Source organism: Pseudomonas sp. NFACC45, assembly GCF_900113505.1.
GTDB classification, from domain to species: domain Bacteria; phylum Pseudomonadota; class Gammaproteobacteria; order Pseudomonadales; family Pseudomonadaceae; genus Aquipseudomonas; species Aquipseudomonas tehranensis.
This window is the reverse complement of sequence record NZ_FOPO01000003.1, coordinates 470,330-486,309: the sequence shown is the minus strand read 5'-3', so window position 1 is coordinate 486,309 and position 15,980 is coordinate 470,330. Positions and strand designations below refer to the sequence as shown.

13 protein-coding genes are annotated in these 15,980 nt (G+C 60.5%); 8 read left to right on the top strand and 5 right to left on the bottom strand.

Annotation, left to right across the window (positions count from 1 at the left end; genetic code table 11):
* Positions 1 to 56: 56 nt before the first annotated feature.
* Positions 57 to 668 carry an acyl carrier protein phosphodiesterase gene (locus BM132_RS07895; RefSeq protein ID WP_092454394.1) on the bottom strand — a complete coding sequence of 204 codons (612 nt, stop codon included), beginning with the start codon at positions 666 to 668 and terminating at the stop codon, positions 57 to 59.
* Between the two features lie 156 nt (positions 669 to 824).
* Here BM132_RS07895 and BM132_RS07890 point away from each other — a divergent pair, with 156 nt between their 5' ends.
* The 4 genes from BM132_RS07890 (at position 825) to BM132_RS07875 (ending at position 4,230) form a co-directional block, all read left to right on the top strand.
* Positions 825 to 1,127 carry an ArsR/SmtB family transcription factor gene (locus tag BM132_RS07890; RefSeq protein ID WP_014336977.1) on the top strand — a complete coding sequence of 101 codons (303 nt, stop codon included), beginning with the start codon at positions 825 to 827 and terminating at the stop codon, positions 1,125 to 1,127.
* A 17-nt stretch (positions 1,128 to 1,144) separates the two neighbouring features.
* Entirely contained in the window at positions 1,145 to 2,311 is a 1,167-nt protein-coding gene (locus tag BM132_RS07885) for an MFS transporter (protein ID WP_092454392.1), read from the top strand.
* Positions 2,312 to 2,342: 31 nt separating this feature from the next.
* Positions 2,343 to 3,392 (top strand): alkene reductase, encoded by a 1,050-nt coding sequence (locus tag BM132_RS07880; RefSeq protein WP_092454390.1) that lies wholly within the window; start codon positions 2,343 to 2,345, stop codon positions 3,390 to 3,392.
* A gap of 325 nt (positions 3,393 to 3,717) precedes the next feature.
* Positions 3,718 to 4,230 carry a hypothetical protein gene (locus BM132_RS07875; protein WP_092397174.1) on the top strand — a complete coding sequence of 171 codons (513 nt, stop codon included), beginning with the start codon at positions 3,718 to 3,720 and terminating at the stop codon, positions 4,228 to 4,230.
* Between the two features lie 211 nt (positions 4,231 to 4,441).
* Here the strand turns inward: BM132_RS07875 and BM132_RS07870 are convergent, their stop codons facing one another.
* A complete protein-coding gene (locus BM132_RS07870; RefSeq protein ID WP_092397172.1) occupies positions 4,442 to 5,074 on the bottom strand; it encodes a TetR family transcriptional regulator in 633 nt (210 codons plus the stop codon).
* Between the two features lie 266 nt (positions 5,075 to 5,340).
* Between BM132_RS07870 and BM132_RS07865 the strand changes: the two genes are divergently transcribed.
* The 3 genes from BM132_RS07865 to adeC are packed head-to-tail and all read left to right on the top strand — an operon-like array spanning position 5,341 to position 11,120.
* Positions 5,341 to 6,498 carry an efflux RND transporter periplasmic adaptor subunit gene (locus BM132_RS07865; protein WP_143092330.1) on the top strand — a complete coding sequence of 386 codons (1,158 nt, stop codon included), beginning with the start codon at positions 5,341 to 5,343 and terminating at the stop codon, positions 6,496 to 6,498.
* A 3-nt stretch (positions 6,499 to 6,501) separates the two neighbouring features.
* Positions 6,502 to 9,666: an efflux RND transporter permease subunit EmhB gene (gene emhB / locus BM132_RS07860; protein ID WP_092454388.1), complete on the top strand. Its 3,165-nt coding sequence runs from the start codon at positions 6,502 to 6,504 to the stop codon at positions 9,664 to 9,666.
* Entirely contained in the window at positions 9,663 to 11,120 is a 1,458-nt protein-coding gene (gene adeC / locus BM132_RS07855; RefSeq protein WP_092397168.1) for an AdeC/AdeK/OprM family multidrug efflux complex outer membrane factor, read from the top strand. The genes emhB and adeC overlap by 4 nt, the downstream gene beginning before the upstream one ends.
* Positions 11,121 to 11,359: 239 nt before the next feature.
* On the opposite strand, the gene BM132_RS07850 is transcribed toward adeC, so the two are convergent.
* The gene (locus BM132_RS07850; protein ID WP_092454386.1) at positions 11,360 to 11,710 is read right to left on the bottom strand and encodes a DUF6124 family protein; all 351 of its coding nucleotides are present in this window, start codon (positions 11,708 to 11,710) and stop codon (positions 11,360 to 11,362) included.
* A 1,491-nt stretch (positions 11,711 to 13,201) separates the two neighbouring features.
* On the opposite strand from BM132_RS07850, the gene BM132_RS07835 reads away from it, so the two are divergent.
* Positions 13,202 to 14,455, top strand: coding sequence for an OprD family porin (locus tag BM132_RS07835; protein ID WP_092454383.1), 1,254 nt, complete (start codon positions 13,202 to 13,204; stop codon positions 14,453 to 14,455).
* A gap of 312 nt (positions 14,456 to 14,767) precedes the next feature.
* Here BM132_RS07835 and pcaC read toward each other — a convergent pair whose 3' ends face one another.
* Positions 14,768 to 15,160 (bottom strand): 4-carboxymuconolactone decarboxylase, encoded by a 393-nt coding sequence (pcaC, locus tag BM132_RS07830; RefSeq protein WP_014336968.1) that lies wholly within the window; start codon positions 15,158 to 15,160, stop codon positions 14,768 to 14,770.
* Between the two features lie 11 nt (positions 15,161 to 15,171).
* Complete coding sequence (gene pcaD / locus BM132_RS07825) at positions 15,172 to 15,972, bottom strand: 3-oxoadipate enol-lactonase (protein WP_092397164.1); 801 nt, start codon at positions 15,970 to 15,972, stop codon at positions 15,172 to 15,174.
* Positions 15,973 to 15,980: the final 8 nt, after the last annotated feature.

Below are 15,980 nucleotides of genomic sequence, written 5' to 3'. Positions count from 1 at the left end.
CTGATTCTTGACTGTCAGGCCCTCATCGCGAGCAGGCTCGCTCCCACATTTGATCTTCAGTGACAGCCAGTGCCCGCTCCCACAATTAGTTTTGTGGTTGTCTGGCTCAACGCAAAGTCCTGCAACTGCGGGTAGAACAGCCGGAAATCCTCGCTCAACGGCTCATAGAGTCTGACCAACTCCTCCATGGCCCCGGCCAGTTCCTCGGGCCGGGACAGGCGCCGGGAAATGCCTCGTAGCACCTGCCCAAGCACCTCGAACTCCCGGTAAGACCCCAGCCAGTCATCCGCCGCCATGTAAGGCGCGATTTGCGCCAAGCGCCCAGGCAACTGCGGCTCGGCGGCGAGCACCCGATAGACCTGGGAGGTGAAGTCCAGCAACGGCCCTTCGCCATACACCGTCCAGTCCCGGGCCAGGCAATGATCGAAAAACACGTCGAGCACGATGCCGGCATAGCGCCGCCGTACGGTGGAAAAGCGCGACAAGGCGACATCCACCACGGGGTGACGATCGGTGTACATGTCGATGCGCCGATGCAGGGCAATCGCCGCTTCGATCTGCGGATCGTACAGCCCTTGCAGCGGCCCTTTGACGAAGTCGCCGTAGAGGCTGCCGAGCAAACGTTCCCGGCCGGGGCCGCCGAGGTGCAGGTGTGCGAGATAGTTCATGGCGCGAAGCTTAGCATCACCGCCCCCATATCGTTATAACCCGATATAGCGATTTATTCGATGTTCAGATCAAATCCATATTTGTATATCGTCAAATAACGATTTAAGGTTCGCCTCATCGCGATATAGCGTTTTACTCATCCCGAGCAGCCAACCATGACCCTCGACCTCGACGAAATAATAAAAGCCCTGGCACACCCAGTACGGCGAGACATCCTCAACTGGCTCAAAGACCCCAAGGTCCAGTTCCCCGAACAGTTGCACAACCACGAATTCGGCATTTGCGCCGGACAGATCGACCAGCGTTGCGGCCTGTCGCAGTCCACCGTGTCGGCCCATCTGGCGGTGTTGCAACGGGCGGGGCTGATCACCAGCCAGAAGGTCGGTCAATGGCATTTCTTCAAGCGCAACGAGGACGTGATCCAGCAGTTCCTCAAGCAAATGAGCCAAGAGCTCTGACCCGACAAGGATCCACCATGCCCCTCTCACTTCTCATCCTGGCCCTGAGCGCCTTCGCCATCGGCACCACCGAGTTCGTCATCATGGGCCTGTTGCCTGAGGTGGCGGCCGACTTGGGTGTATCGATTCCCGGTGCCGGCTGGCTGGTGACCGGCTATGCCCTGGGCGTGGCCATCGGGGCACCGTTCATGGCCCTGGCCACCGCGCGGTTGCCACGCAAGGCAGCCCTGGTGGCGCTGATGGGGATTTTCATCATCGGCAACCTGCTCTGCGCCATCGCCAGTGACTACAACGTGCTGATGTTCGCCAGGGTCGTCACTGCCCTGTGTCATGGTGCGTTCTTCGGCATCGGTTCGGTGGTGGCCGCCGGCCTGGTGGCACCGAACAAGCGCGCCTCGGCCGTGGCCCTGATGTTCACCGGCCTGACCCTGGCCAACGTGCTCGGCGTACCGCTGGGCACCGCGCTGGGCCAGGAAGCCGGCTGGCGCTCAACCTTCTGGGCCGTGACCGTCATCGGCGTGATTGCCCTGATCGGCCTGATCCGCTTTCTGCCGGCCAAGCGCGATGAAGAAAAACTCGACATGCGCTCGGAGCTCGTCGCCCTCAAGGGCGCAGGCCTGTGGCTGTCCCTGAGCATGACTGCGCTGTTTTCCGCCTCGGTGTTCACCCTGTTCACTTACGTCGCCCCGCTACTGGGGGAAGTCACTGGCGTATCGCCCCGCGGCGTGACCTGGACCCTGGTGCTGATCGGCCTGGGCCTGACCCTGGGCAACATCATCGGCGGCAAGCTGGCGGACAAGAGCCTGGCGAACACGCTGATGGGGGTTTTCACCACCATGGCCGTGGTGTCCACCGTCTTGAGCTGGACCAGCGTCGCGCTGATCCCCACTGAAATCACCCTGTTCCTCTGGGCCACCGCCTGCTTCGCCGCCGTGCCGGCCCTGCAAGTCAACGTGGTGACCTTCGGCAAAGCCGCGCCAAACCTGGTTTCCACCCTGAACATCGGCGCCTTCAACATCGGTAACGCCTTGGGCGCCTGGGTCGGCGGCAGTGTCATCGACCACGGCCTGGGCCTGACCAGCGTGCCCCTGGCCGCCGGAGCTCTGGCCGTGCTGGCGCTGCTGGTCACCCTGATCACTTTCCGCCAAGGCGGTCATACCGACCTGGCTCCCGCAACTCACTGACTTTTCCCCTTCACTTATGAGGTTGTAGTTCATGGCGACAATTTTCGATCCGATCAAACTCGGCGACATCGAGCTGAAAAACCGCATCATCATGGCGCCGCTCACCCGCTGCCGCGCCGACGCGGGCCGTGTGCCTAACGCGCTGATGGCCGAGTACTACGTGCAACGAGCCTCCGCCGGCCTGATCCTCAGCGAAGCCACCTCTGTCACCCCCATGGGCGTGGGCTACCCGGACACCCCCGGCATCTGGTCCAACGACCAGGTGCGCGGCTGGAGCAACGTGACCAAAGCCATCCATGGCGCCGGCGGCAAGATTTTCCTGCAACTGTGGCACGTGGGCCGGATCTCCCATCCGTCGTACCTGAACGGCGAATTGCCGGTGGCGCCCAGCGCCATCCAGCCCAAGGGCCATGTGAGCCTGGTACGTCCGCTGGCCGACTACCCAACGCCACGCGCACTGGAAACCGCTGAGATCGCCGACATCATCGACGCCTACCGCGTAGGCGCCGAGAACGCCAAGGCCGCCGGTTTCGACGGCGTGGAAATCCATGGCGCCAACGGCTACCTGCTCGACCAGTTCCTGCAAAGCAGCACCAACCAGCGCACCGACAACTATGGCGGCTCCCTGGAAAACCGCGCCCGCCTGCTGCTGGAAGTGACCGACGCCGTCATCGAAGTATGGGGCGCCGGCCGGGTTGGCATGCACCTGGCGCCACGCGCCGACTCCCATGACATGGGCGACGAGAACCGCCTGGAAACCTTCAGCTACGTGGCCCGCGAGCTGGGCAAGCGTGGCATCGCCTTTATCTGCTCCCGTGAAAAGGAAGGCGAAGACAGCATCGGCCCGCAGCTCAAGCAAGCCTTTGGCGGCCCGTACATTGCCAATGAACGCTTCACCAAGAACAGCGCCAACGCCTGGCTGGCCGAGGGCAAAGCGGATGCGGTGGCCTTCGGTGTCCCGTTCATTGCCAACCCGGACCTGCCGGCGCGCTTGAAAGCTGACGCACCGCTGAACGAGCCGCATCCGGAAACGTTCTATGGGAAAGGCCCGGTGGGTTACATCGATTATCCCGTGATGTAAATACAATAACCGGCCCTTACATAAAAGCCCCGACTCGAAAGAGCCGGGGCTTTTTTACATCCATCAACTTCCGAGCCATCAAAACTTGATGACATCGAAACATCAAATAACAACACCACACTGACTCACTGTGGATTAACACACGCGACAGCGCTAATAATAAGTCCGAACAACAACCCACTAACTCTATGGATCAAACCGACACTTAACATTTTAAAAAAACCAATTAACACCTTGTAAAAAAAACCACTAAACAAAGCAACTTTAATTGCACACATTTATCTTGTGCAGGCTTTATTACGCCTTGCATTATATGAGAGACAACATGACCATGAACATGATGAAAAATTTAATCCTCGGCCTGCTACTGGGACCGCTAGCCGCCACCACCAGTCTGGCCAACACCGGCATCACTGTGGAGCTGGTAAACAAGACCTCCCACGCCTTGGAAATGACAAACATTCTAAGTGAGCTACCCACGCACCCGGACATATCCTTGAGTGCTTATGACGTGCCCGCCAAAGCGACCCGCGAATTCTATTTCGTCCATAACAGGAAGTTCACTTATCCCGCTGCTGGCTGGCAGCCGACGCTGAGAAAGATCAAACCGATTGAACTCGTGCTCTCCTACCAGATGAGCACCTTCAACTTCGGCTGCCAAATGCAAACCCGGTTTGAAGCCCCCATCGGTTTTGGTGTCCTGGAACCCAGTTACCGGCCAAACAGGAAAAGCAGAACCGCATATACCGGCAATGGCGAATACACCTGTCGCTCAGAGATCTTCCAGAAGATGCTCGAACCCCCTTTCAACTATTCCGTGCGCCTCATTGTTGAATAAACCAGAGGGTCGGTAACAGGCCGACACGACAGGTACAGGCGCCTCAATGGCGCCTGTACACGAACATGCCATCACTCTCCTGCACGATAGCGACTCGCGAGCGATCAACGTGTCTGCAGTTCGTCTATAAATGACTCCGCCAGGATCAAGGCCCGGCGGGGTCCTCGCCGTTCAGCTATTGACACAAACTGATGAAATTGAGCATTTTGTTTTATTTGCGCAGGTGGGGGCTCAGGTGCAGCATATCCAGCCCGATCTCCACCCAGCGCTCGGCCTCACCCGCCAGTGCGAAGCTGTCGGGAGCCAGTAGCCACTGGTACAAAATGCCGTCGATGTAGGCGTGAATGGCGACTGCAGCCCGTTCGGGATCCAGATTGTCCGGCAACTGGCCACGATTCATCGCATTGCGCAACGACAACGCGATACGCACATTGCAGTCGAGACTGACCTGGCGCCGCTGCTGGCGCAAATCGCACATTTCATCGGTGAATTCGCACTTATGAAACAAAATCTCATTAATGCGTCGGGTTTTCGGGTCCAGAGCCACCTGCTGGAACAACCGCACCAGCAGCTTGCGAACACACCCCAAGGGGTCAAGCTCCTCTTCACTTTCACTGGCGCGGGCCAAGTCATCGAGCGGCTCGTGCAACGTATCGAGCATGGCCTGGAGCAAGTCCGCCTTATTACTGAAATGCCAGTAGATGGCACCGCGCGTTACACCGGCCAGCGTCGCGATGTCAGCCAGTGTCGTGCGGGCCACACCGCGCTCGAAAAAGGCTTTTTCGGCCGCTTCGAGTATCTGGCTGCGAGTCTCCAGGGCTTCCTCTTTGGTACGACGGACCATGGCAGTAAACACCTCAATCAGGATGCGTAAGCAATGCGTAAGGATCAACTGAACAAAATGTGAGGCGGCGTTTTTTCGCAACGCGTCTGCGACCTGCGCAGGCCTTTTGTCAGGCTTTTGTAAAGACTGATGGTACGCAATTTGGGTGTTTACAAACAACCGTGTACGTAAGTATATTTCTTAGCATCCTACTAATTGTTTATTCCGCTCTTTTTTACCTTCCACTTTCTTGTGCGCCTCTTACGCGCCTGGACCCGAGGATTTCCATGCAATTCAAGCCAGCTGTTACCGCTCTGGTTACCGCCATCGCCCTGGCATCGCTGCTCAGCGGATGTAAAAAGGAAGAGGCGGCACCTGCCGCACCGGCTCCTCAGGTCGGCGTCGTAACCCTCAAGACCCAGCCGTTCACCCTGACGTCCGAGCTTCCGGGCCGCACCAGCGCGTTCCGCATCGCGGAAGTTCGTCCACAAGTCAACGGCATCATCCTCAAGCGTCTGTTCAAGGAAGGTGCCGACGTCAAGGCCGGCCAGCAGCTGTATCAGATTGACCCGGCGATGTATGAAGCGACCCTCAAAAGCGCAGAAGCGAACCTGCGCTCAACCAAGTCCATTTCCGATCGCTATAAACAATTGGTGGACGAACAGGCCGTCAGCCGTCAGGAATACGACACCGCCGTGGCCAACCGCCTGGAGTCGGAAGCCAGTCTGCAAACCGCCCGGATCAACGTGCGCTACACCAAGGTTTACGCGCCGATTTCCGGCCGCATCGGTCGCTCCTCGGTGACCGAGGGTGCGCTGGTCAGCAACGGCCAGGCCGATGCCCTGGCAACCATTCAGCAATTGGACCCGATTTACGTCGACGTGACGCAGAGTTCTGTAGAACTGCTGCAACTGCGCCGTGAACTGGAAAGCGGCCGCCTGCAGAAGGCTGGCGACAACGCCGCCATGGTCAAACTGACCCTGGAAGACGGCAGCCAATATGCCCATGAGGGCAAGCTGGAGTTCTCCGAAGTGTCGGTCGACCAAACCACCGGTTCGGTCACCCTGCGCGCGGTGTTCCCTAACCCTGACCATACCCTGCTGCCGGGCATGTTCGTCCACGCGCAATTGCAGGCCGGTGTGAACAGCGCGGCCATCCTGGCACCGCAACAAGGCGTGACCCGTGACCTTAAAGGCGCGCCGACCGCCCTGGTGGTAGGTCCGGACAACAAGGTCGAACTGCGTCAACTCAAGGCCAGCCGTACTGTCGGTAGCCAGTGGCTGATCGAAGACGGGCTCAAGGCTGGCGATCGCCTGATCACCGAAGGGTTGCAATACGTACGGCCAGGGGTGGAAGTCAAAGCCACTGAGGCCACCAACGTTGGCGAAAAGAACCCGGCCCCCGCACAGGCAGCTGACAAAGCCGCTGGCGGCAAAGGGGAGTAAACCATGTCGAAATTTTTTATCGACCGTCCGATTTTCGCCTGGGTGATCGCCCTGGTGATCATGCTGGTCGGGGCTTTATCGATCCTCAAATTGCCCATCAACCAGTACCCGAGCATCGCGCCGCCGGCCATTGCGATCCAGGTGACCTACCCAGGCGCGTCCGCGCAAACCGTGCAGGACACGGTGGTGCAGGTCATCGAGCAACAGCTCAACGGTATCGACAACCTGCGTTATGTCTCCTCGGAAAGTAACTCCGACGGCAGCATGACCATTACGGCGACCTTCGAGCAAGGCACCAACTCCGATACCGCACAGGTCCAGGTCCAGAACAAGTTGAACCTGGCCACCCCACTGCTGCCGCAAGAAGTGCAGCAGCAGGGTATTCGCGTCACCAAGTCAGTGAGAAACTTCCTGATGGTGATCGGCGTGGTGTCGCGCGATGGCAGCATGACCCGTGAGGACCTGTCCAACTACATCGTGTCCAACATGCAGGACCCGATCTCGCGCACCGCTGGTGTCGGTGACTTCCAGGTCTTCGGTGCCCAGTACGCCATGCGGATCTGGCTCGACCCGGCCAAGCTGAATAACTACAACCTGACCCCGGCGGATGTGACCACCGCCATTACCGCGCAGAACGTCCAGATCGCGTCCGGCCAGCTCGGCGGCCTGCCCGCCCGTCCCGGCCAACAACTGAACGCCACCGTGATCGGCAAGACCCGCCTGCAAACCGCCGAGCAGTTCAAGGCCATCTTGCTCAGGGTCAATCCAGACGGCTCACAAGTGCGCGTCGGCGACGTGGCGGATGTTGCCTTGGGCGGCGAGAGCTACGCTATTAATGCCCAGTTCAACGGCGCCCCGGCCTCCGGCCTGGCGGTGAGACTGGCCACCGGCGCCAACGCCCTCGACACGGCCAAGGCCTTGCGCCAGACCGTCGACAATCTCAAACCATTCTTCCCGCAAGGCCTGGAAGTGGTGTTCCCTTACGACACGACGCCCGTGGTGAGCGAGTCGATCAAGGGTGTGGTTGAAACCCTGATCGAAGCGGTCGCCCTGGTGTTCCTGGTGATGTTCCTGTTCCTGCAGAACTTCCGTGCAACCATCATCACCACGATGACGGTGCCGGTGGTATTGCTGGGTACTTTCGGGATCCTCGCGGCGTTCGGCTTCAGCATCAACACCCTGACCATGTTCGGCATGGTGCTGGCCATCGGATTGCTGGTGGACGATGCCATCGTCGTGGTGGAGAACGTCGAGCGGGTGATGAGCGAAGAAGGCCTGTCGCCCAAGGAAGCCACCAAGAAATCCATGGGCCAGATCCAGGGTGCCCTGGTAGGTATCGCCCTGGTGCTGTCGGCAGTACTGTTGCCGATGGCGTTTTTCGGCGGCTCCACCGGTGTGATCTACAAACAGTTCTCCATCACCATCGTCTCGGCCATGGCCTTGTCGGTATTGGTGGCCCTGATCTTCACCCCTGCCCTGTGCGCCACCATGCTCAAACCCATCCCCAAGGGTGAGCACGGCACGCCCAAACGCGGCTTCTTCGGCTGGTTCAACCGCACCTTCGACCGTAGCGTGAGAAGCTACGAGCGCGGCGTGGGCAACATGCTCAAGCACAAGGCCCCCTATCTGCTGGCCTACGTGATCATCGTGGTCGGCATGATCTGGCTGTTCACCCGCATCCCGACGGCGTTCCTGCCGGAAGAAGACCAGGGCGTGCTGTTTGCCCAGGTACAGACACCGGCCGGCTCCAGCGCCGAGCGCACCCAGGTGGTGGTGGACAATATGCGCGAGTTCCTGCTGCGTCCAAGCAAGGACGGCGGTGAAGGCGATGGCGTGGCCTCGGTGTTCACCGTGACCGGCTTCAACTTCGCCGGTCGCGGCCAAAGCTCCGGCCTGGCGTTCATCATGCTTAAGCCATGGGAAGAACGTAACGCTGACAACACCGTGTTCAAGATCGCCGGCCGCGCCCAGCAACATTTCTTCACCTTCCGTGACGCAATGGTGTTTGCCTTCGCTCCGCCGGCGGTGATGGAACTGGGTAACGCCACCGGTTTCGACGTGTTCCTGCAAGACCGCGCCGGCATCGGCCACGAAAAGCTGATGGAAGCCCGAAACCAGTTCCTGGGCATGGCGTCCGAGAGCAAGGTTCTGGCTCAGGTGCGTCCGAACGGTCTGAACGACGAGCCGCAATACCAGTTGGAAATCGATGACGAGAAGGCCAGCGCGCTGGGCATTACCCTCTCGGAAATCAACAGCACCCTGTCGATTGCCTTTGGCAGCAGCTATGTGAACGACTTCATCGACCGTGGTCGGGTGAAGCGGGTCTACGTTCAGGGCCAGCCAAATGCTCGCATGAGCCCCGAAGACCTGCAGAAGTGGTACGTGCGTAACAGCGCCGGGACCATGGTGCCGTTCAGCGCCTTCGCCAAGGGCGAGTGGGTTTACGGCTCGCCGAAACTGGCCCGTTACAACGGCGTGGAAGCGATGGAAATCCTGGGGTCCCCAGCCCCGGGTTACTCCACCGGTGAAGCCATGGCCGAAGTCGAGGCCATCGCCCAGAAACTGCCGGCCGGCGTCGGTATTTCCTGGACGGGCCTGTCCTACGAGGAACGTCTGTCCGGCTCCCAGGCGCCTGCGTTGTACGCCTTGTCGCTGCTGATGGTATTCCTTTGCCTGGCAGCGCTGTATGAAAGCTGGTCGATTCCGATCGCAGTCATGCTTGTGGTGCCACTGGGGATCATCGGTGCGCTGATGGCGACCAGCCTGCGTGGGCTGTCCAACGACGTTTACTTCCAGGTGGGCCTGTTGACCACCATCGGCCTGGCGGCGAAAAACGCCATTCTGATCGTGGAATTTGCCAAGGAACTCCACGAACAGGGTCGAACGCTGGTGGAAGCCGCTATCGAAGCCTGTAGGATGCGTCTGCGGCCGATTATCATGACGTCCCTGGCGTTCGTGCTCGGCGTGGTCCCGCTGGCGATTTCCACCGGCGCCGGTTCAGGCAGCCAGCACGCCATCGGTACGGGCGTGATCGGCGGTATGATCACCGCCACTGTCCTGGCAATTTTCTGGGTACCGTTGTTCTTCGTGACCGTGTCGTCGATAGGCCGTCGCAAAAATGCCGACCAGGACGACGCTCCTGAAACTTCTAAAGAGGCTGGCCAATGAGCAAGTCGCTCCTCTCTCTGACCATCGCTGCCGTCGTGCTCAGCGGCTGCTCGCTGATCCCCGATTATCAGCGGCCCGACGCACCGGTCGCCACGCAATACCCGCAAGGTCCGGCCTACGAGCCGGCCAAGGCGGCCGGCCAGGCCGCCGCCGAACAGGGCTGGAAACAGTTTTTCCATGACCCGGCGCTGCAGCAACTGATCCAGGTAGCCCTGGAAAACAACCGCGACCTGCGCGTCGCGGCGCTGAATATCGATGCCTACGCCGCGCAATACCGCATTCAGCGGGCGGACCTGTTCCCGGCGGTCTCGGCCACCGGTGCCGGCAGCCGTCAGCGAGTGCCGGCACGCGCTTCGCAAACCGGTGAGGCGGCCATCAGCAGCTCATACTCAGCCACCCTGGGCATCAGTGCTTATGAACTGGACCTGTTCGGCCGGGTGCGCAGCCTGAGCGAGCAAGCGCTGCAAAGCTACTTCGCTACCGAAGAGGCCCGTCGCAGCACCCAGATCAGCCTGGTGGCCAACGTCGCCAACGCTTATCTGACCTGGCAGGCCGACAAGGAACTGCTCAAGCTGACCCAGGAAACCCTGGGCACCTACGAGCAAAGCCTCAAGCTGACCTCGCGCAGCGCCGAAGTCGGCGTGGCCTCGGCCCTGGACCTGAGCCAGGCACGCACGGCAGTGGAAAACGCCCGCGTACAACTGGCGCGCTATACCCGCCAGGTGGCCCAGGACGAAAACAGCCTGACCCTGCTGCTGGGCACCGGTCTGCCCTCCAACCTGAACACCCAACCGCTGAGCGATGACCTGCTCAGCGAGGTGCCGGCAGGGTTGCCGTCAGACCTGTTGCAACGTCGCCCGGACATCCTCCAGGCCGAACGCAACCTGCTGGCCGCCAACGCCAACATCGGCGCCGCACGGGCCGCGTTCTTCCCCAGCATCAGCCTGACGGCCAACGCCGGCACCCTGAGCCCGGACCTGTCCGGCCTGTTCAAGGGCGGCTCGGGCACCTGGACCTTCGCCCCGCAAATCAACCTGCCGATCTTCAACGCCGGCAGCCTGCGGGCGAGCCTGGATTACGCCAAAATCCAGAAAGACATCAATGTCGCGCAATATGAGAAGTCGATTCAGACGGCGTTCCAGGAAGTCTCCGACGGCCTGGCGGCGCGCCAGACCTACAACGAGCAGTTGCAGGCCCAAACCGACTTCGTCGCCGCGAACCAGGACTACTACCGCCTGGCCGAGCGTCGCTATCGCATTGGTGTCGACAGCAACCTGACCTTCCTCGACGCCCAACGTCAGTTGTTCAGCGCCCAACAATCGCTGATCACCGACCGCCTCGCGCAATTGACCAGTGAGGTCAATCTGTACAAGGCGTTAGGTGGTGGCTGGAATGCCGAGACCGGCAGGAACGAACCGGTGGCAGAGAAAGCGCCGCCGCTGAAATTGTTCTGACTTGATGCCTGAACGCTGAAACACGAAGCCCACCGAAAGGTGGGCTTTTTTGTTTTTAATCGCTTCCGAGTTCAATACACAAATCTGTGGCGAGGGGATTTATCCCCGCTGGGTTGCGCAGCAACCCCCTCATATCCCTGCCAGCTCGGTTTACTAGATTTTTTCGCATCGAGCCTTTTTTGGGGCTGCTCCGCAGCCCAGCGGGGATAAATCCCCTCGCCACAATAGGGCCCGACTGGCTAACGCGGGTCGACGATATCAAGCGCTCGATTAGCCAACAACTCACTCAACTCAATCATCTGTGCCACGCCGAGCGCGACATGGCGCCGCGAGCCTTCCAGGTCGAACGCCAGGTCGCTGACCATGGCACTGGCCGAGGCCAGGGTTTCGCTGAGATTGGCCAGTAGGCATTCGGTGTCTAGGGTATCGATGACGGTGAAAACTTGAGTTGAGGTTTTGGGTTTGGGATCAGGGTGGGTACCCAGATGGTAATCGAGTGCTCGGTCTGCGGCCTCTTGGAGCTTTTCTGGATCAGGGTCGTTGTAGGGGAAGGTGCTCTCTGATGGCGAAGAAGGATGATGTTTTTTCATAACGGCGCTCCTGCATCAATTGGAGCCCGAGACATGGGTCTGGGCGCTGGCGCCTAACGAATTCGGCGGGCTTGCAGTCCCGGTCGCTGAGTTGGCAGCGACCTGAACAGGCTAGAAGTCCGGCTTCCGAGCGGCAACCTTAAAACCTCGTCGGAAAAATCGCAGCGTCTGTCAGACCGGCCACGGATTCTGTGGGAGCAAGGCTTGCCCGCGATGGCGGCCTGACAGCCGGCCAGGGGTTTGTTGATTGTGTACATATCCATTGCTGCGGTAACGGCGGCTTAGGGTTCCGCCCTGACGGCGGCTCACTTTTGAGAAGCCTGCGCGGCCCGGCGAAAAGTAAGCAAAACGCTTCTGCCCCACCACTAGGCACCTCGCTTAGGCTCGGTGTGCCCTCACTCCGGCATTGCTCCGTGGGCCCGCCGCGAAGGGCCATCCATGGCCCAGCGCGGCTATCCCGGCATCCATGCCGGGATGCCCACTGCGCAACGCCTGCGTTCGGCCAGCGTGGTTAACGGGGCGCCGAGATCAACGTCCTTCGCGAGGCGGCCTGACAGCCGGCCTGATTTTTTGGTGATCGCGTTCCTCCTGTGGGAGCGAGCCTGCTCGCGATGGCGGTGGTTCAGCCTGCATCAGCGTTGGATGTGCCGACGTCTTCGCGAGCAGGCTCGCTCCCACAATTGGCACGGGCATGGCCGGAGAGACAGGTCGGCTGTCAGGCCGCCTCGCGAGCAAGCTTTGCTCCCACAGATCTGACGGGTGCATGACCGAGAGAGCCAGGCCGGCTGTCAGGCCGCCTCGCGAGCAAGCTGTGCTCCCACAGATCTGACGGGTGCATGACCGAGAGAGCCAGGCCGGCTGTCAGGCCGCCTCGCGAGCAAGCTGTGCTCCCACAGATCTGACGGGTGTATGACCGAGAGAGCCAGGCCGGCTGTCAGGCCGCCTCGCGGCGGACGTTGATCTCGGCGCCCCGTTAACCACGCTGGCCGAACGCAGGTATTGTGGAGTGGGCAACCCGGCATGGATGCCGGGTTAGCCGCGCTGGGCCATGGATGGCCCTTCGCGGCGGGCCCACGGAGCAATGCCGGAGTGAGGGCATGCCGAGCCCTAGCGAGGCACCGAGTGGTGGGGCATGAGCGCTTTGGTTACTTTCGCGCTTTTCGAAAGTGACCCGCCGTAAGGGCGGAACCCTAAGTGGCCGTTACCGCAGCAATGGATATGTACCCGCTCCCACAGGGATTACATCCATACAATCAATTTTTGCCGTTCGATAATCGCCCAAAACCCGCAAACGGCAATTGAACCGATCCCGGGCCGCCCATCACCATCGCTCGCACAAAACCAATAACAACAGGTTCGATGCCATGCCCACACGCCCCGCCTCACCCGGCTGATCCTCGACAGCCTTCACGCCGCTGGTTCCACCGTACCGTCTGCAACCAAGGTTGCGGCAACGACCCGCTTCGTCCACAAAAAAATAGAGACATGCCCATGAAACCGACACAGCACTTTTTCCCCAGCCTCATTGCCGTCGCCCTGACCAGTACCGCCCTGCCCGTTCTGGCCGCGGAATCGGGGTTTGTCGAGGATGCCAAGGTCAATCTCAACCTGCGCAACTTCTACATCAACCGCAACTTCACCAACCCGAACAACGCTCAAGGCAAAGCCGAGGAATGGACCCAGAGTTTCATTCTCGACGCCAAGTCCGGGTTCACCCAGGGCACGGTGGGTTTCGGCATGGACGTGCTGGGCATGTACTCGGTCAAGCTCGATGGCGGCCGTGGCACTGCCAATACCGGTTTGCTGCCGGTCCACGATGGCGGTCACCCGGCCGATGACTTCGGTCGCCTGGGCGTCGCGCTCAAGGCCAAAGTGTCGAAAACCGAACTGAAGGTCGGCGAATGGATGCCGGTGCTGCCGATCCTGCGCGCTGACGACGGCCGCTCCCTGCCGCAGACCTTCCGCGGCGGTCAGGTCACCTCCACCGAGATCAACGGCTTGAGCCTCTACGGCGGCCAGTTCCGCGCCAACAGCATGCGCAACGACGCGAGCATGGAAGACATGTCCATGAACGGTCGTGGTGCGTTCCTCTCCGATCGCTTCAACTTCGGCGGCGGCGAATACGCCTTCAACGACAAGCGCACTCAAGTCGGCGTCTGGTACGCCGAACTGTCGGACATCTACCAGCAAAAATATTTCAACCTGACCCACAGCCAGCCCATCGGTGACTGGACCCTGGGCGCCAACCTCGGCTACTTCATCGGCAAGGAAGAAGGCAGTGCCCTGGCGGGCGACCTGGACAACAAAACCGCCTTCGCCATGCTCTCGGCCAAATACGGTGGCAACACCTTCTACGTCGGCCTGCAAAAACTCAGCGGCGACGATGGCTGGATGCGCGTCAACGGCACCAGCGGCGGCACCCTGGCCAACGACAGCTACAACTCCAGCTACGACAACGCCCAGGAAAAATCCTGGCAAGTGCGCCACGACTTCAACTTCGCCGCCGTTGGCGTGCCGGGTCTGACCCTGATGAACCGCTACATCAGCGGCGACAACGTACACACCGCCACCGTCGACGACGGCAAGGAATGGGGCCGTGAAAGCGAACTGGCCTACACCGTACAGAGCGGTGCGTTGAAAAGCCTTAACGTGAAATGGCGGAACTCGACGATGCGCCGGGATTACAGCACCAATGAGTTCGATGAAAACCGGCTGATCGTCAGCTACCCGATCAGCTTGCTGTAAGAGCCAGCATGGGTGGAGGCCGTACCAGTGTAGGTGGGGAGCTTGCTCGCGATGGCGTCATCTCATTCAAGATCGATGCAAGCTGACCCACCGCTTTCGCGGGCAAGCCCGCTCCCACAGGGGATTTGAGGTGGATGCAGATCCGGTGACCGCTAAAAATCAGTGTGGGAGCGGGCTTGCTCGCGAAGGCGGCCGCACATTCAACATCGTCGCAAGCTGACCCTCCGCTTTCGCGAGCAAGCCCGCTCCCACAGGGGATTTGAGGTGGATGCAGATCCGGTGACCGCTCCCACAAAGGACTAGCGGTGGTTCTCAAGCCCGTGATTCGACGCCCAGCTCATCCCACACCGACTCAGCCAGGTGGAAGGTGGCGTTGGCCGCCGGGATGCCGCAATAGATAGCACTCTGCATGATCACTTCCTTGATCTCGCTGCGGCTCACACCATTATTGGCAGCGGCGCGCAGGTGCAGTTTGAGTTCTTCGTTGCGGTTCATGCCGATCAGCATGGCGATGGTGATCAGGCTGCGGGTGTGGCGCGGCAGGCCTGGGCGGGTCCAGATGTCGCCCCAGGCATGACGGGTGATCATCTCCTGGAACTCACTGTTGAACTCGGTCAAGGCATTCAGGCTACGGTCGACGTGGGCATCGCCCAGCACCGCGCGGCGTACTTGCATGCCTTCGTCGTAACGCTGTTTCTCGTCCACAAAAAAAACCCTCAAGAACCACTGGAGCCCAGCAGGAAAGCCAGCACCCGTTCGCTGAACGCAGCGCCGGCCTGGACGTTGGACAGGTGCGCGGCATGGAATTCGGCATATTCGGCGCCGTTGACCCGCTCCTGGATAAAGTGCCCGCCCGACGGTGGGGTCACGGCATCCTCGGTGCCGGCGACCACCAACAGCGGTACGCGGATCGACGACAGCTGCTCACGGAAGTCGGCATCGCGCACTGCCGCGCAGTTAGCTGCGTAGCCTTGGGGCGAAGTGGCGGCGAGCATGTCGGTGATTTTCTTCACCTTCGCAGGTTGGGCCTCGGCAAAATCCGCGGTAAACCAGCGGGCAATCGAAGCATCCCGCAGCGCGACCATGGCCGCCTTGCCGTCCCGCAACACAGTTTCAATGCGCGGATTCCACACTGAAGGGTCGCCGATCTTGGCGGCAGTGTTGCACACCACCAGTTTGTGCAGCCGCTCGCCGGCATTGATCCCGAGCCATTGGCCGATCAATCCGCCCATGGACAACCCGCAAAAATGCACCTTGTCGATGTTCAACTGATCGAGCATCGCCAGCACGTCGCGACCCAGTTGTTCGATGCTGTACGGCCCTTCAGTCACCAACGACTGACCGTGGCCACGCGTGTCGAAACGCAGCACGCGAAAGTGTTCGCTGAAGGCCGCGACCTGCTCGTCCCACATGTGCAGATCGGTGCCCAGGGAGTTGGAGAGCACCAGCACCGGGGCGTCTTGCGGCCCATCGAAGCAATAGTTCAGTTCGCCTTCGGCGAGTTTGACGAATCCCACAACAGTCT